19 protein-coding genes are annotated in these 21,428 nt (G+C 65.9%); 17 read left to right on the top strand and 2 right to left on the bottom strand.

Annotation, left to right across the window (positions count from 1 at the left end):
- Positions 1-211: 211 nt before the first annotated feature.
- From uvrC to TSA1_RS21805, 7 genes are all read left to right on the top strand, one after another.
- A complete protein-coding gene (gene uvrC, locus TSA1_RS21835) occupies positions 212-2,272 on the top strand; it encodes an excinuclease ABC subunit UvrC (RefSeq protein WP_100178133.1) in 2,061 nt (686 codons plus the stop codon).
- 107 nt (positions 2,273-2,379) lie between these two features.
- Entirely contained in the window at positions 2,380-2,997 is a 618-nt protein-coding gene (pgsA, locus tag TSA1_RS21830) for a CDP-diacylglycerol--glycerol-3-phosphate 3-phosphatidyltransferase (protein ID WP_097657541.1), read from the top strand.
- Entirely contained in the window at positions 2,994-3,245 is a 252-nt protein-coding gene (gene moaD / locus TSA1_RS21825) for a molybdopterin converting factor subunit 1 (protein WP_100178132.1), read from the top strand. The genes pgsA and moaD overlap by 4 nt, the downstream gene beginning before the upstream one ends.
- A 3-nt stretch (positions 3,246-3,248) precedes the next feature.
- Entirely contained in the window at positions 3,249-3,731 is a 483-nt protein-coding gene (locus TSA1_RS21820; protein ID WP_100178131.1) for a molybdenum cofactor biosynthesis protein MoaE, read from the top strand.
- A complete protein-coding gene (gene prmB / locus TSA1_RS21815; RefSeq protein ID WP_100178130.1) occupies positions 3,731-4,690 on the top strand; it encodes a 50S ribosomal protein L3 N(5)-glutamine methyltransferase in 960 nt (319 codons plus the stop codon). The genes TSA1_RS21820 and prmB overlap by 1 nt, the downstream gene beginning before the upstream one ends.
- Before the next feature lie 90 nt (positions 4,691-4,780).
- The gene (locus TSA1_RS21810; RefSeq protein ID WP_100178129.1) at positions 4,781-5,362 is read left to right on the top strand and encodes a phage holin family protein; all 582 of its coding nucleotides are present in this window, start codon (positions 4,781-4,783) and stop codon (positions 5,360-5,362) included.
- Complete coding sequence (locus TSA1_RS21805) at positions 5,363-6,493, top strand: YihY/virulence factor BrkB family protein (RefSeq protein ID WP_100178128.1); 1,131 nt, start codon at positions 5,363-5,365, stop codon at positions 6,491-6,493.
- A gap of 50 nt (positions 6,494-6,543) precedes the next feature.
- Here the strand turns inward: TSA1_RS21805 and TSA1_RS21800 are convergent, their stop codons facing one another.
- A complete protein-coding gene (locus tag TSA1_RS21800) occupies positions 6,544-7,383 on the bottom strand; it encodes a class I SAM-dependent methyltransferase (protein WP_100178127.1) in 840 nt (279 codons plus the stop codon).
- Between the two features lie 118 nt (positions 7,384-7,501).
- On the opposite strand from TSA1_RS21800, the gene TSA1_RS21795 reads away from it, so the two are divergent.
- From TSA1_RS21795 to TSA1_RS21785, 3 genes are all read left to right on the top strand, one after another.
- The gene (locus TSA1_RS21795; protein WP_174719010.1) at positions 7,502-9,040 is read left to right on the top strand and encodes a winged helix-turn-helix domain-containing tetratricopeptide repeat protein; all 1,539 of its coding nucleotides are present in this window, start codon (positions 7,502-7,504) and stop codon (positions 9,038-9,040) included.
- A 142-nt stretch (positions 9,041-9,182) separates the two neighbouring features.
- A complete protein-coding gene (locus tag TSA1_RS21790) occupies positions 9,183-10,697 on the top strand; it encodes an EAL domain-containing protein (RefSeq protein WP_100178126.1) in 1,515 nt (504 codons plus the stop codon).
- A gap of 15 nt (positions 10,698-10,712) precedes the next feature.
- The gene (locus tag TSA1_RS21785) at positions 10,713-11,567 is read left to right on the top strand and encodes a TIGR01459 family HAD-type hydrolase (protein WP_100178125.1); all 855 of its coding nucleotides are present in this window, start codon (positions 10,713-10,715) and stop codon (positions 11,565-11,567) included.
- A gap of 172 nt (positions 11,568-11,739) precedes the next feature.
- Here the strand turns inward: TSA1_RS21785 and TSA1_RS21780 are convergent, their stop codons facing one another.
- Positions 11,740-12,135: a response regulator gene (locus TSA1_RS21780; protein ID WP_008567674.1), complete on the bottom strand. Its 396-nt coding sequence runs from the start codon at positions 12,133-12,135 to the stop codon at positions 11,740-11,742.
- A 228-nt stretch (positions 12,136-12,363) separates the two neighbouring features.
- Here TSA1_RS21780 and TSA1_RS21775 point away from each other — a divergent pair, with 228 nt between their 5' ends.
- From TSA1_RS21775 to arfB, 7 genes are all read left to right on the top strand, one after another.
- A complete protein-coding gene (locus TSA1_RS21775) occupies positions 12,364-13,335 on the top strand; it encodes a bifunctional riboflavin kinase/FAD synthetase (RefSeq protein WP_100178124.1) in 972 nt (323 codons plus the stop codon).
- 203 nt (positions 13,336-13,538) lie between these two features.
- Positions 13,539-16,538, top strand: coding sequence for an isoleucine--tRNA ligase (gene ileS, locus TSA1_RS21770; protein WP_100178123.1), 3,000 nt, complete (start codon positions 13,539-13,541; stop codon positions 16,536-16,538).
- A gap of 8 nt (positions 16,539-16,546) precedes the next feature.
- Positions 16,547-17,041, top strand: coding sequence for a signal peptidase II (lspA, locus tag TSA1_RS21765; RefSeq protein WP_100178122.1), 495 nt, complete (start codon positions 16,547-16,549; stop codon positions 17,039-17,041).
- Positions 17,042-17,137: 96 nt separating this feature from the next.
- Complete coding sequence (locus TSA1_RS21760; protein WP_100178121.1) at positions 17,138-17,863, top strand: hypothetical protein; 726 nt, start codon at positions 17,138-17,140, stop codon at positions 17,861-17,863.
- A gap of 211 nt (positions 17,864-18,074) precedes the next feature.
- The gene (locus TSA1_RS21755) at positions 18,075-19,472 is read left to right on the top strand and encodes a M16 family metallopeptidase (RefSeq protein WP_430649770.1); all 1,398 of its coding nucleotides are present in this window, start codon (positions 18,075-18,077) and stop codon (positions 19,470-19,472) included.
- Positions 19,469-20,833 carry a M16 family metallopeptidase gene (locus TSA1_RS21750; protein ID WP_174719009.1) on the top strand — a complete coding sequence of 455 codons (1,365 nt, stop codon included), beginning with the start codon at positions 19,469-19,471 and terminating at the stop codon, positions 20,831-20,833. The genes TSA1_RS21755 and TSA1_RS21750 overlap by 4 nt, the downstream gene beginning before the upstream one ends.
- Positions 20,834-20,949: 116 nt before the next feature.
- A complete protein-coding gene (gene arfB / locus TSA1_RS21745; protein WP_100178119.1) occupies positions 20,950-21,366 on the top strand; it encodes an alternative ribosome rescue aminoacyl-tRNA hydrolase ArfB in 417 nt (138 codons plus the stop codon).
- Positions 21,367-21,428 lie beyond the last annotated feature (62 nt).

Below are 21,428 nucleotides of genomic sequence, written 5' to 3'. Positions count from 1 at the left end.
TGCGCCGCCGCGCGAGGCAAAACCGCATGGTTACGGAACCACCACTTTTTCGCGTAAGATTTATCGAGAGTTTTAAGTTAAAGGGCTGTTAAGCGGGGTTACCGCGCTGTTAACAGGCTTAAGCAAGCGTTACCGGGAACTGCGCCGCCATCCTGTGTGCGCCGCATCGCCGGAACTTCAAATCGGCACCCCCAGCGCCTAAATTCGCCCCATGGTTCACGATTCCACCGACGACCCGGACGACCGCGCGCGGAAATCGCCGCGGACGACTGCGAGCGACGTGCCGCCCGAGGCGTTGGCAGCGCCGGATATCGATCCCGCCGCCCCCGCCGGGGAGGACGATGACGATGCGCGACTGCCAGACATCCTGGAGGAGAGCGGCGCGGTCGGCGAGGAGCCGCTGGCGACCGGCCATGAGGCGATCGAGCGCGCGGTCCGGCTCGCCCCGACTTCGCCCGGCGTCTATCGCATGCTCAGCGCGAATGCCGACGTGCTCTATGTCGGCAAGGCCAAGAACGTCAAAAAGCGCCTGTCCAGCTACGCCCGGCAAAGCGCGCCGCTGCCCGCCCGCATCCTGCGTATGATCGCCGCCACCGTCACGGTGGAGATCGTCTCGACCAACACCGAGACCGAGGCGCTGCTGCTGGAAGCCAACCTCATCAAGCAGCTGCGGCCGCGCTTCAACGTGCAGCTGCGCGACGACAAATCGTTTCCCTACATCCTGATCACCGGCGACCATTGGGCGCCGCAGATCCTCAAGCATCGCGGCGCGCAGAGCCGGCCTGGGCGCTATTTCGGCCCGTTCGCCTCCGCCGGCGCGGTCAACCGCACCATCACGGCGCTGCAGCGCGCCTTCCTGATCCGCTCCTGCACCGATTCCTTCTTCGAGAGCCGCACCCGGCCCTGCCTGCTCTACCAGATCCGCCGCTGCGCCGGCCCCTGCACGCGCGAGATCGACTTCGGCGGCTATACGACGCTGGTACGCGAGGCGACCGACTTCCTGTCCGGAAAGAGCCACGCGGTGAAGCAGGAGCTCGCCGGCGAGATGGAGAAGGCGGCGGGCGAGCTCGAGTTCGAGCGCGCCGCGCTCTACCGCGACCGCCTCGCTGCGCTCTCGGCGATCCAGTCCCAGCAGGGCATCAATCCGCGCACGGTGGAGGAAGCCGACGTGTTCGCCATCCACCAGGAGGGCGGCTTCTCCTGCGTCGAAGTGTTCTTCTTCCGCACCGGCCAGAACTGGGGCAACCGCGCCTATTTTCCGCGCGCGGAGAAGTCATTCACTCCGGAAGAGGTGCTCGGCTCCTTCCTCGCGCAGTTCTACGACGACAAGCCGCCCCCGAAGGTCATCCTGCTCTCGCACGAGATCGAGGAGAGCGAGCTGCTCGCCAATGCCCTGGCGATCAAGGCCGGCCACAAGGTCGAGGTCACCACGCCCAAGCGCGGCGAGAAGAAGGAGCTGGTCGCCCACGCCTTGACCAATGCGCGCGAGGCGCTCGGCCGCAAGCTCGCCGATACCGCCACGCAAAGCCGCCTGCTCGACGCCATGGCCACGACGCTGAGCCTGCCGCATGCGCCCAAGCGCATCGAAGTCTACGACAACAGCCACATCCAGGGCACCAATGCGGTCGGCGCCATGATCGTGGCCGGCCCGGATGGTTTCGTGAAGAACCAGTACCGCAAGTTCAACATCAAGTCGGAAGGGATCACGCCGGGCGACGACTTCGCCATGATGCGCGAGGTGCTGGAGCGCCGCTTCAAGCGCCTGATCAATCCGCCCGAGGACGCCGGCACCAAGACCAAGGACGATGATTTCCCGCAATGGCCCGATCTCGTCATCATCGACGGCGGCCGCGGCCAGCTCAACGCGGTCCGCGAGATCTTCGCCAGCCTCGGCCTGACCCAGGTGTCGCTGATGTCGGTCGCCAAGGGGCCGGACCGGGATGCCGGCCGCGAGACCCTGTTCATGCCGGAGCGCGAGGCCATCAAGCTGGAGCCGCGCGACCCCGTGCTCTATTTCATCCAGCGCCTGCGCGACGAGGCCCACCGTTTCGTCATCGGCTCGCACCGTAAGCTGCGCAAGAAGGACATCCGCGAGGCCGGTTTGCAGGAGATTCCGGGCATCGGCCCGTCACGCAAACGTGCCTTGCTGCATCATTTCGGGACCCTGAAGGAGATCGAACGCGCCTCGATCGCCGATCTCGGCAAGGTTCCGGGGGTCAGCGCCGAGAGCGCCCGCAGGATTTTCGATTATTTCCATCCCCAGCCGGGATGAACTAAAGGGGCCCAAAAGGGAGCTCGGGTCATATGGTCGTCGCATGCCGTGCCCCATCTGGGAGCGGAACGGTTGACCTGCGGGCTTGAGCGGTATTGGTAGGACGAATGAACATCGCCACGACACGAGGGACGACCAGCCGCGCGATGTCCCTCCCGAACATCCTGACCTATGGCCGGATCGCCGCGATCCCGGTCGTGGTCGGGTGCATCTATGCGCAGTCGATTTTGGATCAGCCGCTCTGGCTTCGCTGGGTCGCGGTCGCCATCTTCATCGCCGCCGCGGTCACCGATTACCTCGACGGTTATTACGCGCGAATCTGGAATCAGCAATCGGCCTTCGGCCGGATGCTCGATCCGATCGCCGACAAGCTGCTGGTCGCATCCTGCCTTTTGATGCTGGCCGCCGACGGCATCATCCACGGCTGGTCGCTGTGGGCCGCCATCGTGATCCTGTGCCGCGAGATCCTGGTCTCGGGCCTGCGCGAATACCTCGCCGCGCTCCGCGTCAGCGTGCCCGTGACCAAGCTTGCCAAGTGGAAGACCACTGTCCAGCTCGTTGCGATCGGGTTTCTGCTCGCGGGACCTGCCGGCGACGAGGTGGTGCCCGTCGTCTCGATGATCGGCCTCGCGCTGCTCTGGGCATCGGCGATCGTGACCATCTACACCGGCTATGATTATTTCCGTGCCGGCATCCATCACCTCATCAAGGAGGACGAGGGATGAAGGTGAAATATTTTGCCTGGGTGCGCGAGCGCGTCGGCAAGGCGGAGGAGACCATCGAGCCGCCTTCGACCGTGCGCACCGTCGAGGAGCTGATCGCCTGGCTGTCCAGCCAGAGCGAGGCCTATGCCTACGCGTTCGAGAAGCCGAAGGTGATCCGCGCCGCGATCGACCACGCCCATGTCAAATCGGATGCCGCGATCGCCGGCGCCCGCGAGATCGCGTTCTTCCCGCCGATGACCGGCGGCTAGGCCATGACCTCCCCTGTCGCCAGCTGCCCCGTCGCGATCCGCATCCAGGAAGACGATTTCGATATCGCCCGAGAGATCGCGGTCCTCACCAGGAGCCGCACCGATATCGGTGCCGTCGTCAGCTTTTCCGGCATCTGCCGTGCGGACGACGACAGCGCCAAGGTCGCCGCGCTCACGCTCGAGCATTATCCAGGGATGGCCGAGGAAGAGATCAGGCGTCATGCCGACGAGGCCATTTCACGCTGGCCATTGAACGGCGTCACGGTGATCCACCGCGTCGGCCGCTTCATGCCGGGTGATAACATCGTGCTGGTGCTGACCGCCTCGCAGCACCGCCAGGCCGCATTCCAGGCGGCCGAGTTCCTGATGGACTACCTCAAGACCAACGCGCCGTTCTGGAAGAAGGAAGAGAGCGCCACCGGCACCGGCTGGGTCGAGGCCCAGGCCCGTGACGACGAGGCCGCCGCACGCTGGACCAAATACTGATGGCAAGAGCATCCAAAAAGACCGCGCGCGGCCGCGCCGCGCCGAAGCCTGCGAAAGTGGGTCCCGGCGAGCTTCTCACGCTGCTCGATTTCGTCCGTTATGCCGTGAGCCGCTTCGTTGAAGCCAAGCTCGCCTTCGCCCATGGCACGACCGACCCGGTCGCGGAAGCCGCGTTTCTGGTCTGCGAGGCGCTGCACCTCAATCCCGACCAGTTCGAGGGCTTTGCCCACGCGCGCGTCACGATTGCGGAAGGCAAGACCATCCTCGATCTCGTCCATCGACGCATCACCACGCGCAAGCCGGCCGCCTACCTCGTCAACAAGGTCTACATGCGCGGCCTGCCCTTCTACGTCGACGAGCGCGTCATCGTTCCGCGCTCCTTCATCGGCGAGCTCCTGGATTCCCATTTCGGCGGCGACGGCGAGGTCGGATCGCTGATCGACGACCCCAATGCGGTCGAGCGCGTGCTCGATCTCTGCACGGGATCGGGATGTCTCGCGATTCTCGCGGCCCATCACTTCCCGAATGCGGCGATCGATGCCGTCGACATCTCCAAGGGTGCGATCGAGGTTGCCAGGCGCAATGTCGACGAATACGGGCTCGGTGAGCAGATCACGCTGCATCGCGGCGATTTGTTCGCCCCGCTCGGCGACAGCAGATACGATTTGATCATCACCAACCCGCCCTATGTCGATGCGGAAGGCATGGCCGCGTTGCCACCTGAGTGCCGGGCCGAGCCGAAACTCGCCTTCGACGGCGGCGCCGACGGCCTCGACGTGGTCCGCCGCATCCTGGCGGAGGCGCCCGATCACCTGACGCCGGACGGCGGGCTGATCTGCGAGATCGGCCGCGGCCGGCACCTGGTCGACGAGGCCTTCCCGGAGCTGCCGCTGCTCTGGCTCGACACCGAGGATTCCGAAGGCGAGGTGTTCTGGATTTCGGCCGCCGATCTCGGCTGAGCGCTCACGACCGCCGCGCGCGGACGGAACAAGTCAAATTCGGCCACGTTCATCCCCCGACGAATTTTCTCGCTCTCGGAGGATGTCCAGATGCTCGCGCCATCGGGCGAATTGCTGCGCGCCGGCATGGCGCTGAAGCTCAACCACGTCAAACGCGCCGCTCAGTCCTATCTGCGTGACCGGGCCGGCCAGGCATCGGGCAAGGTGACGTCTTACGCGGTGGCGGGCGGGCTGTTCGCGGTCGCGGGCCTGTTCGCGATGGCGGCCTTCTTCGTCGGGCTGATCGCCCTGTATCGCTGGGTCGCCATCACCTACGGGCAGTTCTGGGGTTTCGGTGCCGTCGGAGCCGTGCTGCTGGTGCTGGCGGCGGTCTGCGCCGGCGTCGCCACGGCGCAGATGAACCGCAAAGCCAGGCCGATCGTGCCGCTTGCGAGCCGGATGCGCGTTGCCATCGCGACGCCGCGGATTCCGCGTGGAACGGTCGGGGAGGCCGTAAAGGAGGTCGCAACCGCGATTCCCCTGGCGCCGCTCGCGCCGGGCGAACGCCGCAATGGCCGACCCGCTTGGTCCACCAACCGGCCCGTGCAGCTTGGCTTGATGCTCGCGGCGATCGGACTGGCGGGCTTCACGGCGGCGCGCCGCAGGCGGTACGGCCAAAGATCGGACGCTTGAATGCCGGCGCGGCGTCCCGAGCAGTTCGACTCGTGGCTCCTGATCGCAGCCACAGCCGTCTTCGTGCTCACCGCGGAGCGCTATTTCCAGAACTCCGGCCTGATCCGTCCGGAACCTCCACCAGACCATCGCAACGCCGAGGCGAACTCACCGGAAACGAGCCCGACGCGTGCGGCGGTACAGCCCGGCCACGGCCGCCGCGCCAAGAGTCCGTTCGCGATTCCCTGGGCGGGCTGGAAGGATATCTTCTGGCGCACCTATCAGCGCATCGATGACGATCGCCTGCTCGCGACAGCGGGCGGTGTCGTGTTCTTCGGGCTGCTCGCGATCTTTCCGGCGGTCACGGCGCTGGTTTCGTCCTATGGCCTGTTCGCCGATCCCGCGACGATCAGCGCCAACCTGCAGACGCTGGCGACCATGCTGCCGCAGGGCTCGTTCCAGATCGTCGAGGACCAGGTGGCGCGCGTGGTGTCGCATGGCAACACCACGCTCGGTGCCACCTTCCTGCTCGGCCTTCTGCTCGCGGTCTGGAGCGCCAATGCCGGCGTCAAGGCGATCTTCGACGCCCTCAACGTCGCCTATGAGGAGCGCGAGAAGCGCAGCTTCATCAAGCTCAACATGGTGTCGCTGACCTTCACGGTCGGCGGCATCGTGGCGCTGCTGCTGATGGTGGCGGCCGTCGTCGCCTTTCCGCTTGCACTCGATCATCTCGGCATGGCGCCCAAGAGCAAGCTGATCGCGGCGCTGGCGCGATGGCCGCTGCTGTTCTTCATCCTGCTCATGGCGCTCGCCGTGCTCTACCGCTTCGCCCCCAGTCGCGATGCGCCGCGCTGGCAATGGCTCAGCCTCGGCGCAGTCATCGCCGCCATCCTCTGGATCGCCGGCTCGGCGCTGCTGTCCTGGTATCTGTCGGAATTCACCAACTACAATGCGACCTACGGCTCGCTCGGCGCAGCCATCGGCCTGATGACGTGGATGTGGATGTCGGCGATCGTCGTCATGTTCGGTGCCGAGCTGAATTCGGAGATCGAGCGGCAGACGCTGAAGGATACGACCACCGGACGGCCCAAGCCACGCGGCAGCCGCGAGGCGGTCTCGGCCGACACCGTCGGCGCGACCGCGCCGCTCTAGCCAATGACGACGATCGGGCCGGAGCTGATCCGGCCCGATCGAGCGGCGTCTCAGCGCTTGGTGATGACGGCTTCCAGATATTCGCTGTGCACGACGATGGTGCCGTCATCGGCATGGTTGAACTCGTCGAGCAACGCCAGGAGATCGCGTCTCAGCGCGGCCTGGCCGCTCTCGTCGAGCGCGGCAAACGCCTTCAGCGTCGGCCCGTAGAAGGTCTTGAAGACATCGAGCCAGTGCTCGGGCGAGCGATAGCGGAACACGAACATGCGCGGCTCGGCCGATATGTCCGAGGCCTGGCTTGCGAACATCTCCTCGAGCCGCGCCGGGGTGCCCCACAGCGCCGGGGACTTCACGCCGGCCGGCGGCGGCAGATGCTTGCCGATGGTCTTGAACAGCTGGCCGATGAAGCCCTGCGGGGTCCAGTTGGCGAGGCCGATCTTGCCGCCGGATTTGCAGACGCGCGCAAGCTCCGAGGCCGCCTTGTCCTGGTCCGGTGTGAACATCACGCCGAAGGTCGAGAGCACGACGTCGTAACTGGCGTCCGCAAACGGCAGCGCTTCGGCGTCAGCCTCGCGAAATTCGACCGTCAGATGGTCCGCCGCCGCACGCTCCTGCCCGCGCTTGAGCAGCGCCGGCACATAGTCGGTGGATGTGACGTCACACCAGCGCCGCGCCGCGGCCAGCGTCGCGTTGCCGTTGCCGGCGGCGACGTCCAGCACCTTGCTGCCGGCGCGCAGGTCCAGGGCCTCACAGAGTTGCTCGCCGACGATCTGCAGGGTGGTGCCGACGACGGCATAGTCGCCCGAGGACCAGGCGCCATGCTGGCGCTGCTTGACGGCGGCGAGATCGGGCTGGGCGGGAGCCTGTTTGAGCGCGGCGGATGTCGACATGGCAATTCTCCGGAGGTGAAAACGCCGGGACGATAGGGCGCATGCGGTCCGCTGGCCTTGAGAGGGGCATTATTTTACGCTGAGAGCACCTTGATTTCCGAGCGGAACCGAGGCTGGCGTGGCGTTTCATTTCGAGGATTTCGTGCTCGATGCCGAGCGGCGCGAATTGCGGCGCGCGAGGACGCTGATCGCGCTCGAGCCCCAGGTGTTCGATCTTCTGCTCCATCTCGTTCGCAACCGCGAACGCGTGGTGACGCGGGACAATCTGCTCGACGCAGTCTGGAACGGCCGCGTCGTCTCGGAATCGACGCTCACCAGCCGGATCAACGCCGCGCGGCGCGCGGTCGACGACAATGGCGGGGAGCAGCGGCTGATCCGGACCATCGCGCGCAAGGGCGTCCGGTTTGTCGGCGAGGTCACCGAGCTTTCCGAGGCGGCGACAAGCCGGCCACCGGCGGGCTTGCCGCTGCCTGGCCGGCCTGCCATCGCGGTCCTGCCATTCGTCAATATCAGCGGCGAAGCGGAGCAGGATTATTTCTCCGACGGCATCAGCGAGGACATCATCACCGCGCTGTCGAAGCTGCGCTGGTTCTTCGTCATCGCGCGCAACTCCTCGTTCATCTACAAGGGGCGCACGGTTCATCTGCGTCAGATCGCCGAAGAGCTCGGCGTTCGCTATGTCGTCGAGGGCAGCGTCCGCAAGGACGGCGACCGCGTCCGCATCACCGCACAGCTCAACGATGTCGCCACCGGCAGTCATCTCTGGGCCGAACGCTACGATCGCGAGCTTGCCGATGTCTTTGCCGTGCAGGACGAGATCACCGAAGCGATCGTCGCGGCGATCGAGCCGCAGCTCTATGCCGCGGAGAGCTTTCGCGCCCAGCGCAAGCCGCCGGACAGCATGGATGCCTGGGATCTCGTGATGCGCGCGCTGTCGCATTACTGGCGCGTGACACGGCAGGATCATGTGGTGGCGCAGGCGCTGCTCGAGAAAGCCATCGCACTCGACCCCAACTACGGCAAGGCGCTCGGGCTGCTCGGCACCAGCTACATGTTCACGGCGCATATGGGCTGGATGGAGATGGACAGTGCGATCACCAGCGCCGAACGTGCCGCGCGGGCTGCCATCCGCGCCGACAACGAGGATGCCTGGGCTCACAACGCGCTCGGCCACGTCAATCTGTTTGCGCGCCGGTTCGAGGATTCGCTGGCCGCATTCGAGACCGCGTTGCGGCTCAATCCGAATTTCGCCCTGGCACAGGGCTATTACGGATTGGCACTCGGCTATTGCGGCCGCTGGCGGGACGCCGACGAGGCCGCGCGGCGGGCGATCCGCCTCAGCCCGCGCGATCCCTATGCCCCCGTCTATTACGGTATCGCCGCTTATGCCCGCTTCCTCGGCGGCGATGACGCGGAGGCGATCCGGCTCGCCCAGGAGGCCCTGCGCCAGCGGAGCGATTTCGTCGGCGCGCATCGGGTGCTGACTGCGGCTGCCGGCATGGCCGGACAGGCTGAACTCGCCCACGCGGCGCTGAAGGAGCTCCGCCGTGCCCAGCCGAACGTCTCGCTCGCCTGGCTCGCCGAGTTCATGCCGGTCAAGCTTGCCCGCGACCGCGAACGCTACCTCGAAGGCTTTCGCCGGGCTGGATTGACTTGAGCCGCAACCAGGCTGCTATCCCCTCGAATCAACAATGATGTTAAGGTCATGCGGCTTGGGGGAGCACGAGGCGTGACGGGATCGCACGGCGACCCGTGTTTTCCCGGGCAAGACAGTCAGCTCTTGAGGCGTAACGCGCGGCATGATTCGCATTTCGACGATCTTCATCGCCATCTGCATGGTTCTGGTCGCGGCCTCGCTCGGGCTTGTCCTCTACGCCGTCGCCGGCATCAGCGGGACCGAATCCGCGATCGTGGCGCTGACCGTGCTGACCTTCCTGATCCTCTACAACGCCGTGTCGATGCGGCTGCGCGACCGCAGCGACGTCGGCGGCCAGATTGCCGATCTGTCGCGCGGCACCGCCGACCTCGCCCGCCAGGTGGCCGAGTTCGGCCGCCGCCTGGCTGCGATCGAGGGACGTATCGCCTCGTCCAATTCGACCAACTCCGACCGCATCCAGTCCGTGGTCGGCGAGATCAACGAACTCGGCGGATTGGTCAGGCAGCTCGCGACCACCGTGTCGGCCCATGAGGACTTGCTGGCCGGCGCCGCGCCGGCTCCCGCCCAGGTCGCCAGATCCGAACCCAGATCGGAGCTCAGGTCCGAGCCGGAAGCGCCAATCGATCTGGCTGCGCCGTTCGAGGAGCAGTCGGTCGCCCCTCCCCCACTTCCCGCCGCGCCGCCGGTGGCGCAGCCGCGGCCCGTGCCGTCGGTCCAAGCCCAGACCGCCCCGGTTCAGACCGCCGCCGGACGCAACCAGACACAATTGCTGGCGACGCTGCGCAACGCCATCGACGAGAACCGCATCGACATCTTCCTGCAGCCGATGGTGACGCTGCCGCAGCGCAAGGTGCGGTTCTACGAGGCGGTGACGCGCCTGCGCGACGAGCGCGACCAGCTGATCGCCGCCGAGGAGTTCATCAGCATCGCGGAAGCTTCCGGCCTGATCGGACGCATCGACAACATGGTGATGCTGCGCTGTGTGCAGGTGCTGCGACGCCTGATGGTGCGCAACAAGGATGTCGGCGTGTTCTGCAACGTCGCGGCGTCCACGCTCGGCAATTCGACCACCTTCTCACAATGCCTCGACTTCCTCGAAGCCAACCGCGCGCTGGCGCCCTCGCTGGTGCTGGAGTTCAAGCAGGCGACGTTCCGCAATCTCGGCCCGGCCGAGACCGAGAATCTCGCCGCGCTCGCCCAGCGCGGTTTCCGCTTCTCGATCGACCATGTCACCGATCTCAGGATCGAGCCGCGCGAGCTGGCCGACCGCGGCGTGCGCTTCATCAAGGTGCCGGCCGCGCTGCTGCTCGACCCCAGGCAGGCCTCGGCCTCGGACATTCATCCCTCCGACCTTTCCGACCTGCTCGGCCGCTTCGGCATCGACCTGATCGCCGAACGGATCGAAGGCGAGCGCGCGGTCGTGGACCTGCTCGACTATGACGTGCGGTTCGGCCAGGGGTTCCTGTTCGCACCGCCCCGGCCATTGCGGCCGGAGGGGGCATCTGCTACCGGCGGGGCCTCGCCGAACCAGGCGCAGGACATTCAGGGATCCAATGGCTCCGCTTCCCCCAGCCAAGGTACGACATCTGGCGCGACATCAGCCGCTCCTCCGGCACAACGCATCACCGGCAACGCGGCGCTCGCGCGCCGCATCTGATCGGCGCCGCCTATCATGACCACGCTGCATTTCGCCGAAAGCCTGCGCGAGCTCGTGGGCGGTGTGGATGTCGTGCTCAGCGACATCTGGGGCGTCGTTCACAACGGCCTCGAATCCTTCCCCGAGGCCTGCGAGGCGCTGCACACCTATCGCAGCCGTGGCGGTACGGTGATCCTGATCACCAACGCGCCGCGGCCGGCCGACAGCGTGCAGCGGCAATTGCGCAAGCTCGGCGTCGCCGACGAGACCTATGACGCCATCGTGTCTTCGGGCGATCTGACGCGGCTCTATGTCGCCGAGCATCCCGGCCGCAAGATGTTCTGGCTCGGACCCGAGCGCGACAATTCGATCTATCGCGGGCTCGATGCGAAGACCGCCCCGCTCGAGGAAGCCGATTACATCGTCTGCACCGGCCTCTACGACGACGAGACCGAGACGGCGGAAGATTATCGCGGCATGATGCTGAAGGCGCGCGAGCGCAAGCTGACGCTGGTCTGCGCCAACCCCGACATCGTGGTGGAGCGCGGCGACCGGCTGATCTACTGCGCCGGCGCCATCGCGGAGCTCTATCGCGAGCTCGGCGGCGAGGTGATCTTCTACGGCAAGCCGCACCGGCCGATCTACGAGCGCGCCATGGCGCTCGCCGGTGAGCGCCAGGGCCACCAGATCGACCGGAAAAAGGTTCTGGCGATCGGCGATTCCGTCCGCACCGACCTGACCGGCGCGCGCGAATTCGGCATCGACTGCCTGTTCGTGACCCGCGGCATCCATGCCGAGGAGTTCGAGGGCCTCGACCAGCTTGATCCGGCTTCCGTGATGGAATTGTTCGGCCATCCGCCGAAAGCGCTGATGCGCGAATTGAAGTGGTGAGGGCTTAACCTCTGTCATTCCGGGGCGCGCGAAGCGCGAACCCGGAATCTCGAGATTCCGGGTTCGGTGCTGACGCACCGCCCCGGAATGACGGGGGCTAACGCGAATGCCCGGGACAAGCCCGGGCATGACGTTCCAAACGGAAAATTGTTGTCCGGCGAAGAGCGGCCCTTTACGCGCTCGCCATGTCCGGGAAGACCGCCTCGATCTTGGTCTTCAGCGTCGCCGCATTGAACGGCTTGACGATGTAGTTGTTCACGCCGGCCTTCTTGGCCGCGATCACGTTCTCGGTCTTGGATTCCGCCGTGATCATGATGAAGGGCGTGGTGGCGAGGTTCGGATCCGCGCGCACTTCGCGCAGCAGGTCGTAGCCCGTCATCGGCTCCATGTTCCAGTCGGAGATCACGAGCCCGTACTTCTTGCCGCGCATCTTGTTCAGCGCTGCCGAACCGTCGCTGGCATCATCGATATTCTCGAAGCCAAGCTGCTTCAGCAGATTCCGGATGATACGGATCATGGTGCTGTAGTCATCCACCACCAGAACCGGCATCGACAAATCAACCGCCATCTCGACTCCCCCAACGCATACCCAGGAATATTACGATCGGACCCGCCGGGCCGGAGCCCGCCTGTTCCAGATGCAAGGACTAGCACCAAGGCGTTAAACAGCGCGTTAATTGGGGGCGCCCCGAAAGAACTGAAATTGCGTTCGATGCGGGTTGCCCCTCCCGCTTGACTTCATCGGGCGGGTCGCGCCACGGTCCCGGCCGGTCCCGCCGGTTCGAGAATTCCCCTGATGGCCCCGCATTTTAACGTTATTCGCGACACCACGCCGGCCTCCGCCATTCCAAGGGGCGCCGTGGTGGCCATGGGCAATTTCGACGGGGTTCATCTCGGCCACCGCGCCGTGATCGCCGCGGCCCTGGAAATGGGCCGGGCGCATGGCCGCCCTGCGCTGGCGCTGACTTTCGAGCCCCATCCACGGCGATTTTTCAGCCCCAACACCCCGCAATTCCGCCTGACGGACGAACGGGCCAAATTGCGGCTTCTGGCCGGCACCGGGCTTGCCGGCGCCGTGGTCATGACCTTCGACAAGGCCCGGGCCGGAACCAGCGCGCAAGATTTCATTCACCATGAGCTGATCGGACGGCTCGGCGTCAGCGGGATCGCGGTCGGCTACGACTTCCATTTCGGCAAGGGGCGGGTCGGCTCGCCCAGTCTTCTGGTCAATGAAGCGCCCCGGCTCGGCATCGAGGTCGACGTGCAGCCGCATGTCGACATCGACGAGCGGCCGGTGTCCTCCAGCGCCATCCGCGTCGCCCTCGCCGAAGGCCAGCTGGACGAGGCCACCACCATGCTGGGCGCGCCCTGGTTCGTCACCGGCGAGGTGATCCACGGCGAGAAGCGTGGCCGCGACCTCGGCTATCCCACCGCCAATATCCGCCTGGACGCCAATTGCGGCCTGAAGCACGGCATCTATGCGGTACGCGTCGGCCGAGGCTCGGAGCGGCTCGACGGGGTAGCCAGCTTCGGTCGCCGCCCGACTTTTGATAATGGCGCACCCCTCCTGGAAATCTTCCTGTTCGACTTCAAGGGCGATCTCTACGGGCAGGAGCTGGACTGCGCCTTCGTCGGCTTCATCCGCGAGGAGCTGAAATTCGATGGTCTAGAGGCCCTGATCCGGCAGATGGACGACGATTCCGCCCGTGCCCGCGCCATCCTGGCCGCGGCCCCGGACGCATTTCCGCGGCTCGGCATCGTCGATTGAGGGCCGAACCCGGCCACCCCGAACCTTTGCGCTTCCCCTGGCCCCCTGCTATGGAGAGCCCATGTTTGCGCGGCGCATCATAGGGATTAGCGGCCCGGCTTCCGCCTGAGCTTACGGCTCGGCGCAAGACCGGGATTTTGTCGTTTCACCCCGCGATTCCGCATCGCCATCCGTTCCTGCGCCATTCCGAGCCAGTCAGCCCCATGTCCGAAAAGCCGCAAAAGTCCGACGCCAAAGACTATTCCAAGACCCTGTTCCTGCCGCAGACCGAATTCCCGATGCGCGCCGGCCTGCCGCAGCGCGAGCCGGAAATCCTCAAGCGCTGGTACGAGATCGGCCTCTACGAGAAGCTCCGCCAAGTTGCGAAGGGCCGGGCCAAATTCGTGCTGCATGACGGCCCGCCCTACGCCAACGGCAACATCCATATCGGCACGGCGCTGAACAAGATCCTGAAGGACCTCGTCACCAAGAGCCAGCAGATGCTCGGCTTCGATTCCAACTACGTGCCCGGCTGGGACTGTCACGGCCTGCCGATCGAGTGGAAGGTCGAGGAGGAGCACTATCGCAAGAAGGGCAAGCAGAAGCCCGATTTCCGCGACTCGACCGCGATGATCGATTTCCGGAAGGAATGCCGCGCCTACGCCACGCATTGGCTTGGCGTGCAACGCGAGGAGTTCAAGCGGCTCGGCGTCATCGGCGACTGGGATCATCCCTACGCCACCATGAGCTATCCGGCCGAAGCCCAGATCGCGCGCGAGCTGATGAAGTTCGCCGCCAACGGCACGCTCTACCGCGGCTCCAAGCCGGTGATGTGGAGCGTGGTCGAGAAGACCGCGCTGGCCGAAGCCGAGGTCGAGTACGAGGACTACACCTCCGATACGGTGTGGGTGAAATTCCCGGTCACCTCGCCCGCGCACGGCGCGCTCGCCGCCGCAAGCGTCGTGATCTGGACCACCACGCCCTGGACCCTGCCCGGCAACCGCGCCATCTCGTTCTCGCCGAAGATCGGCTATGGCCTGTACAAGGTGACGGGCGCGCCCGCCGACAATTGGACCAAGACCGGCGATCTGCTGATCCTTGCCGACGCGCTGGCCGAAGAGGTCTTCAAGCAGGCGCGCGTGACGGCCTATGAGAAAGTGCGCGACATCCCGGGCGACACCATGGACGCGATCGAATGCGCCCATCCGCTCAAGGGGCTTGCCGGCGGCTACGACTTCATCGTGCCGCTCTTGCCCGGCGACCACGTCACCGACGACACCGGCACCGGCTTCGTGCACACCGCGCCCGGCCATGGCCGCGAGGACTTCGATGCCTGGATGGCGCAGGCGCGCGACCTCGATGCGCGCGGCATCAGCACGGCGATCCCCTATACCGTCGACGAGAATGGCGCCTATACCGATCATGCGCCCGGCTTTCCCGGCAAGCGCGTCATCAACGACAAGGGCGAGAAGGGCGATGCCAACGAGGCCGTGATCAAGGCGCTCGTCGAAAGAGGCATGCTGCTCGCGCGCGGCCGGCTCAAGCATCAATATCCGCATTCCTGGCGCTCCAAGAAGCCGGTGATCTTCCGCAACACGCCACAATGGTTCATCGCGATGGACAAGGATGTTGCGGTGAGCGGCAAGGCGAAGAGCGGCGACACGCTGCGCGCCCGCGCGCTGCACGCGATCTCGGTGACGCAATGGGTGCCGCCGTCGGGCGAGAACCGCATCAATGGCATGATCGAGGCGCGCCCCGACTGGGTGATCTCGCGCCAGCGCGCCTGGGGCGTGCCGATCGCCGTGTTCGTGCGCGAGAAGGGCGACGGCTCCGCCGAGATCCTGCAGGACGAGGCGGTGAACGCTCGCATCGGCGAAGCCTTCGAGCGGGAAGGCGCGGATGCCTGGTACGCGACGGGCGCCCGCGAGCGCTTCCTCGGCGCCCGCGCGAGCGAGGATTGGCAGAAAGTCGACGACATTCTCGACGTCTGGTTCGATTCCGGCTCGACGCACGCATTCGTGCTCGAAGACCCCGCGCATTTCCCGGGGCTATCGGGCATCAAGCGCAAGGTCGACGGCGGCACCGACACCGTGATGTATCTGGAAGGCTCGGACCAGCATCGCGGCTGGTTCCACTCCTCGCTGCTGGAAAGCTGCGGCACGCGCGGCCGCGCGCCCTACGACATCGTGCTGACCCACGGCTTCACCCAGGCCGAGGACGGCCGCAAGATGTCGAAGTCGCTCGGCAACACCATCGAGCCGCAGTCCGTCATCAAGGAATCCGGCGCCGACATCCTCCGGCTCTGGGTCGCGTCCTGCGACTACACCGACGACCAGCGCATCGGCCCCGAGATCCTGAAGAACACGGTCGAGACCTACCGCAAGCTGCGCAACACCGTGCGCTGGATGCTCGGCACGCTGCATCATTACAAGCCGGCCGACGCGGTCGCGCCGGCCGAGATGCCCGAGCTCGAGCGGCTGATGCTGCACGAGCTCGCCGTACGCGCCGCCGCCGTCGACAAGGCCTATCGGGAGTTCGACTACAAGACCGTGGTCGCGACCCTCTCCGCCTTCCTCAACAGCGAGCTTTCGGCGTTCTACTTCGACATCCGCAAGGACACGCTGTACTGCGATCCGCCGTCGTCGCTGACGCGCAAGGCGGCGCTGACGACGATCGACCTGTTGTGCACCTCGGTCCTGAAATGGCTGGCGCCGATCCTCAGCTTCACCGCTGAGGAAGCCTGGCGCATGTATCGCCCCGACGCAGAACCGTCAGTGCATCTGACGCTGTTCCCGACCGATCTCGAAAGATTCCGCGACGACAAGCTTGCCGCGAAATGGGAAACGATCCGCAACGTCCGCCGCGTCGTCACCGGCGCGCTCGAGCTCGAACGCGCCGCCAAGAACATCGGCTCTTCGCTTGAGGCATCGCCGGTGATCTATGTCGCCGACCGGAATGTGCTGATGACGCTGTTCGACACCGACCTCGCCGAGATCTGCATCACCTCGAACTACGAGGTGCGTGAGGGTGAGGCGCCCGCGTCGGCGTTCCGTCTCGATGCCGTGCCCGGCGTCGCGGTGATCGTCGAGAAGGCAGTCGGCACCAAATGCGCCCGCTCCTGGAAGATCTCGCAGTTTGTCGGCGATGATCCTGAGTACCCCGACGTCACCCCGCGCGACGCACAGGCGCTGCGTGAGTGGAAGGCGTTGGGCGTGAGCGTCTGATCCCCGGCATGCCCCCTCTCCGCGCCGGCATCCTCGCAGCATTGGTCACCGTCCTGGCCGACCAGGCCTCGAAGCTGTGGCTGCTGAACGGGTTCGACCTTGCCCGGCGCGGCGCGGTGAAGGTGACGCCGTTCTTCGACCTGGTGCTGGCCTGGAATATCGGCATCAGCTTCGGCTGGCTGCAGAACGACAGCCAGGCGGCGCAGCTCGCGCTGATGGCGGTGAAGGCCGTTGCCGTGATCGCCCTGGCGATCTGGATGGCCCGCTCGCACACGCGGCTGGCTACGGTCGCGCTGGGCCTGATCATCGGCGGCGCCATCGGCAACGGCATCGACCGCCTGGCCTACGGCGCAGTGGTCGATTTCGCCCTGTTCCACATCGAGATCGGTGGAAATACCTATAATTGGTATGTGTTTAACCTCGCGGACGTGGCCATCGTTGCTGGGGTGGCGGGGCTATTGTATGATTCCTTCCTGGGGGTACCCGCCGCAAAAGCGCCCTGATCCCGGCCGATACGAACCGGCAGGTGGAACCCGTTTTTTGCGAGGGATTGGCCGCGTTTGAGCGGCAATCTGCCACGAAATGGAACAGGTACAGTAATGCGCAGCTCGAAGACCAGCGGTTCGATCGGTCGAGACCCCCGGTGGGGGTTCTGGCGGGCGTTGAGATTGTCCGCTGTCGCGCTCGGCATCGGTCTCGTCATGTCGGCCGGCGCGGCCCGCGCTGGCGACGACGACGATGAAGATGACGGCATGACCTTCGAAGAGAAGATCATCGACAATCTGATGTCCGGCATCGGCGCCAAGAGCATGGAGAAGAAAGGCATCGAATACCGGGAGCGCTCGCCGCTGGTCGTGCCGCCCAAGCTCGACCTGCCGCCGCCTGCGACCGAAGCCAAGGCTGTGCCCAACTGGCCCAAGGACCCCGAGGAAAAGCGCCGCAAGGAAGCCATCGCCGCGCGCAAGAAGGCGACCAAGGAAACCGAAAACTGGCAGGTCGCCCGTCCTTTGACTCCCGCCGAAATGAAGGCCGGCCAGGTCGCCGCAGCACCCCGGACCAGCAACGACCCGATCCAGCCGGGCACCAACGGCAATCCGTCGCTCAGCCCCGCCGAGCTCGGCTTCTCCGGCGGTCTGTGGAACATGATGAAGGGTGGCAACGCCACCGAAGAGAAGAAATTCACCAGCGAGCCGCCGCGCCAGTCGCTGGTCGAGCCGCCCCCGGGCTACCAGACGCCCTCGCCGAACTACGCCTATGGCGCCGGCCCGGACAAGACTCGCCGGACCTATTTCGACATCATGTCGGGCAAGGACAAGGAACAATAGCGTTTCTGTCCCTCGGAAGCGAACCCGCGCCGGCGTGTCATGCACGCCGGCCGCGTTCGATAAATCGCCGGCCGCGTTCGATAAATTGCATATCAGTAACTTGCCACCGCGTTGAGTTCTCTGCTTCGTGACGCGAAGCCTCAGCCGCACGGTGTAGCATGCCGTGCCTTCCGAGCCGGACATCCGGACCTCGGCCCTTTTTAAAAGGATCATGATGTCCTCTTACCGATCGGCTGCCTGCCTCTTTGCCGCGCTGCTTTCGACCAGCATCCTCTTCTCGGCCGGCGCGGCCCTTGCCCAGACCACGGTCACATCGGCGCCGCCCGCCAGCTTCACGCTCAGCAACGGCATGCAGGTCGTGGTGATCCCGGATCACCGCACCCCCGTGGTCACCGAGATGATCTGGTACAAGGTCGGCTCGGCCGACGAGACGCCGGGCAAGTCCGGCCTCGCCCACTTCCTCGAACACCTGATGTTCAAGGGCACCTCGAAGCACCCGGCCGGCGAATTCTCCCAGACCGTGCTCCGCGTCGGCGGCAACGAGAATGCCTCGACCTCGGTCGACTACACCAACTACTACCAGCGCGTGCCGAAAGAGCAGCTGCCGACCATGATGGAGTTCGAGGCCGACCGCATGACCGGCCTCATTCTCAAGGACGAGAACGTGCTGCCCGAGCGCGACGTCGTGCTCGAAGAGTACAACATGCGCGTCGCCAACAATCCGGACGCGCGGCTGAACGAGCAGATCATGGCCGCGCTCTATCTCAATCATCCCTACGGCCGGCCGGTGATCGGCTGGCATCAGGAGATCGAGAAGCTCGATCGCGAGGACGCGCTCGCCTTCTACCGCCGCTTCTACGCGCCGAACAACGCGATCCTGGTGATCGCCGGCGATGTCGAGGCCGCCGACATCCGCCCGCTGGTCGAACGCAATTTCGGCGCGATCCCGGCCCAGCCCGCGATTCCCGCCCGGCGTGTCCGCCCGCAGGAGCCGGAGCCCGCCGCCCCCCGCACCGTCACCCTGGCAGATCCGCGCGTCGAGCAGCCGAGCATGCGGCGCTACTATCTCGTGCCTTCGGCGACCACGGCTGCGGCCGGTGAGAGCGCCGCCCTCGACGTGCTGGCGCAGCTGATGGGCAGCGGCAGCAATTCCTATCTCTACCGCGCCCTCGTCGTCGACAAGCCGCTCGCGGTTTCCGCCAACGCCAGCTATTCCAGCATCTCGCTCGATCCGACCCAGTTCGCGATCTCGGCTTCGCCGAAGCCCGGCGTGAGCTTCGCAGAGGTCGAGCAGGCGGTCGACGGCGTCATCGCCAATGTCGCGCAGAACCCGATCCGCGCCGAGGATCTGGAGCGCGTGAAGACCCAGCTCATCGCAGAAGCGATCTACGCCCAGGACAACCAGACTGTGCTGGCGCGCTGGTATGGCGGCGCACTGACCACGGGCCTGTCGATCGAGGACATCAGGAGCTGGCCCGACCGCATCCGCGCGGTCACCGCCGAGCAGGTCCGCGCCGCAGCTCAAAAATGGCTCGAGAAGAAACGCTCGGTGACGGGCTATCTGATCAAGGACACCAGTGCCGCCAAGCGCGAGGAGAAGCGTTCGTGACCTATCCCTTCCTTCGACGCGTTGCCTTCTCGCTTGCCACCGGCGCTGCGCTTTCCCTCGCCGCCATCTCGCCCTCGCTCGCCGCCGCAAAGATCCAGCGCCTGGTCTCGCCCGGCGGCATCGAGGCCTGGTTCGTGCAGGACGCGACCGTTCCGCTGATCGCCATGGAATATTCCTTTGCCGGCGGCTCGGCCCAGGATCCCAAGGACAAGTCGGGCGTCGCCAATCTGGTCGGTGACCTCCTCGACGAAGGCTCCGGCGATCTCGATTCCAAGACCTTCCACGAGCGGCTTGACCGCCGCGCCATCGAGCTGTCCTTCAGCGCTTCCCGCGACACCTTCCGCGGCAGCCTGCGCATGCTGCGCGACAACAAGGACGAGGCCTTCGACCTGCTGAGAAGCGCACTGACCTCGCCGCATTTCGACCCCGCCGATGTCGAGCGCATCCGTTCGCAGGTGATCTCGGGCCTGCGCCGCGAGACCACCAATCCGACCTCGCTGGCGAGCCGCAAATTCCTGGAGGTCGCCTTCGGCGATCATCCTTACGGCCGGCAGACCAACGGCAACCTCGACAGCGTGCCGAGCATCACGATCGCCGACTTGAAGGATTATGTCGGCCGGGTGATCGCCAGGGACGGGCTGAAGATCGCCGTCGTCGGCGACGTCGATCCGGCGACCCTCGGCAAGCTGCTCGACCACACCTTCGGCAGCCTGCCCGCCAAGGCCAATCTGACGCCGGTCCCCGACGTCGACGCTGCAAAGCCGCCGCAGCGTGCCTTCGTGACGCTCGACGTGCCGCAGACCGTGATCACTTTCGGCGGCCCCGGCGTGAAGCGCAGCGACCCGAATTTCATGGCGGCCTATGTCGTCAACCACATTCTCGGCGGCGGCGGATTGTCCTCGCGGCTCTATCGCGAGGTCCGCGAAAAGCGCGGCCTTGCCTATTCGGTCTATGAAGCGCTGCTCTGGATGGAGCATTCGGCGATCTTCATCGGCAATACCGGCACCCGCGCCGACCGCGCCGGCGACACCATCGACGCCATCGACAAGGAAGTGCGCCGCATCGCCGAGGAGGGCCCGACGCAGAAGGAGCTCGACGAGGCCAAGTCCTACCTCAAGGGTTCGCAGATGCTGGCGCTCGACACCTCCTCGAAGCTGGCGCAGGCGCTTCTGCAGTACCAGCAGGACAAGCTGCCGATCGACTATATCGAGAGGCGCAATGCCATCGTCGATGCCGTGACGCTGGACGACGCCAAGGCCGCCGCCAAGCGGCTCTGGGGCCAGGGCCTGCTGACGGTCGTGGTTGGCCGCGCCCCGCAAGCGGCGGCGCAGCCCGCGCCACCGGCGACGAAGTCGAACTGACACCCCCAACGTCTACCGCAATGGCCGGGCTCAGCCCGGCCATTTGCGTTTCCACCCTGCACCATTGCCGAAATCGGACGTCCGCGATATGTCCGGACATCACATATGGTGCCATCATGCTGCGGATATCCCGCGATCTCGTCATCGACGAGGACGACATCGAGATCGGCTTTGTCCGCGCCTCCGGGCCGGGCGGGCAGAACGTCAACAGGGTCTCGACCTCGGCGCAGCTGCGATTCGACACGCGCAAGCTGACCCTGCCGGAGGATGCCGCAATCCGGCTCGCCCGCATCGCCGGCCAGCGCATGACCAAGGATGGCGTGATCGTGATCCACGCCCAGCGCTTCCGCACCCAGGAGCGCAACCGCCAGGACGCCATCGACCGGCTGGTCGACATCCTGAGCGAGGCGATGATCCGGCCGACGCCGCGGCGCGCGACGAAGCCGACCTTCGGGTCGAAGCAGCGCCGGCTGGAGGGCAAGAAGCGCCGCAGCGATATCAAAGCCGGACGCGGCGGTCGCTTCGACGATTAGACGCACGGCAGAAGCTCCGGCCGCGGGGGCGACCGGAGCTCTGTCGCATCGCTGGGATGGCC

Source organism: Bradyrhizobium nitroreducens (genome assembly GCF_002776695.1).
Classification (GTDB): Bacteria; Pseudomonadota; Alphaproteobacteria; order Rhizobiales; family Xanthobacteraceae; genus Bradyrhizobium; species Bradyrhizobium nitroreducens.
This window is presented reverse-complemented; position numbering and strand designations above follow the sequence as displayed.

What these genes read in the sequence shown, in the direction of transcription:
- uvrC (WP_100178133.1), top strand. Translation starts at nt 212, where the DNA reads ATGGTTCACGATTCCACCGACGACCCGGACGACCGCGCGCGGAAATCG.
- pgsA (WP_097657541.1), top strand. Translation starts at nt 2,380, where the DNA reads ATGAACATCGCCACGACACGAGGGACGACCAGCCGCGCGATGTCCCTC.
- moaD (WP_100178132.1), top strand. Translation starts at nt 2,994, where the DNA reads ATGAAGGTGAAATATTTTGCCTGGGTGCGCGAGCGCGTCGGCAAGGCG.
- TSA1_RS21820 (WP_100178131.1), top strand. Translation starts at nt 3,249, where the DNA reads ATGACCTCCCCTGTCGCCAGCTGCCCCGTCGCGATCCGCATCCAGGAA.
- prmB (WP_100178130.1), top strand. Translation starts at nt 3,731, where the DNA reads ATGGCAAGAGCATCCAAAAAGACCGCGCGCGGCCGCGCCGCGCCGAAG.
- TSA1_RS21810 (WP_100178129.1), top strand. Translation starts at nt 4,781, where the DNA reads ATGCTCGCGCCATCGGGCGAATTGCTGCGCGCCGGCATGGCGCTGAAG.
- TSA1_RS21805 (WP_100178128.1), top strand. Translation starts at nt 5,363, where the DNA reads ATGCCGGCGCGGCGTCCCGAGCAGTTCGACTCGTGGCTCCTGATCGCA.
- TSA1_RS21800 (WP_100178127.1), bottom strand. Translation starts at nt 7,383, where the DNA reads ATGTCGACATCCGCCGCGCTCAAACAGGCTCCCGCCCAGCCCGATCTC.
- TSA1_RS21790 (WP_100178126.1), top strand. Translation starts at nt 9,183, where the DNA reads ATGATTCGCATTTCGACGATCTTCATCGCCATCTGCATGGTTCTGGTC.
- TSA1_RS21785 (WP_100178125.1), top strand. Translation starts at nt 10,713, where the DNA reads ATGACCACGCTGCATTTCGCCGAAAGCCTGCGCGAGCTCGTGGGCGGT.
- TSA1_RS21780 (WP_008567674.1), bottom strand. Translation starts at nt 12,135, where the DNA reads ATGGCGGTTGATTTGTCGATGCCGGTTCTGGTGGTGGATGACTACAGC.
- TSA1_RS21775 (WP_100178124.1), top strand. Translation starts at nt 12,364, where the DNA reads ATGGCCCCGCATTTTAACGTTATTCGCGACACCACGCCGGCCTCCGCC.
- ileS (WP_100178123.1), top strand. Translation starts at nt 13,539, where the DNA reads ATGTCCGAAAAGCCGCAAAAGTCCGACGCCAAAGACTATTCCAAGACC.
- lspA (WP_100178122.1), top strand. Translation starts at nt 16,547, where the DNA reads ATGCCCCCTCTCCGCGCCGGCATCCTCGCAGCATTGGTCACCGTCCTG.
- TSA1_RS21760 (WP_100178121.1), top strand. Translation starts at nt 17,138, where the DNA reads ATGCGCAGCTCGAAGACCAGCGGTTCGATCGGTCGAGACCCCCGGTGG.
- TSA1_RS21755 (WP_430649770.1), top strand. Translation starts at nt 18,075, where the DNA reads ATGATGTCCTCTTACCGATCGGCTGCCTGCCTCTTTGCCGCGCTGCTT.
- arfB (WP_100178119.1), top strand. Translation starts at nt 20,950, where the DNA reads ATGCTGCGGATATCCCGCGATCTCGTCATCGACGAGGACGACATCGAG.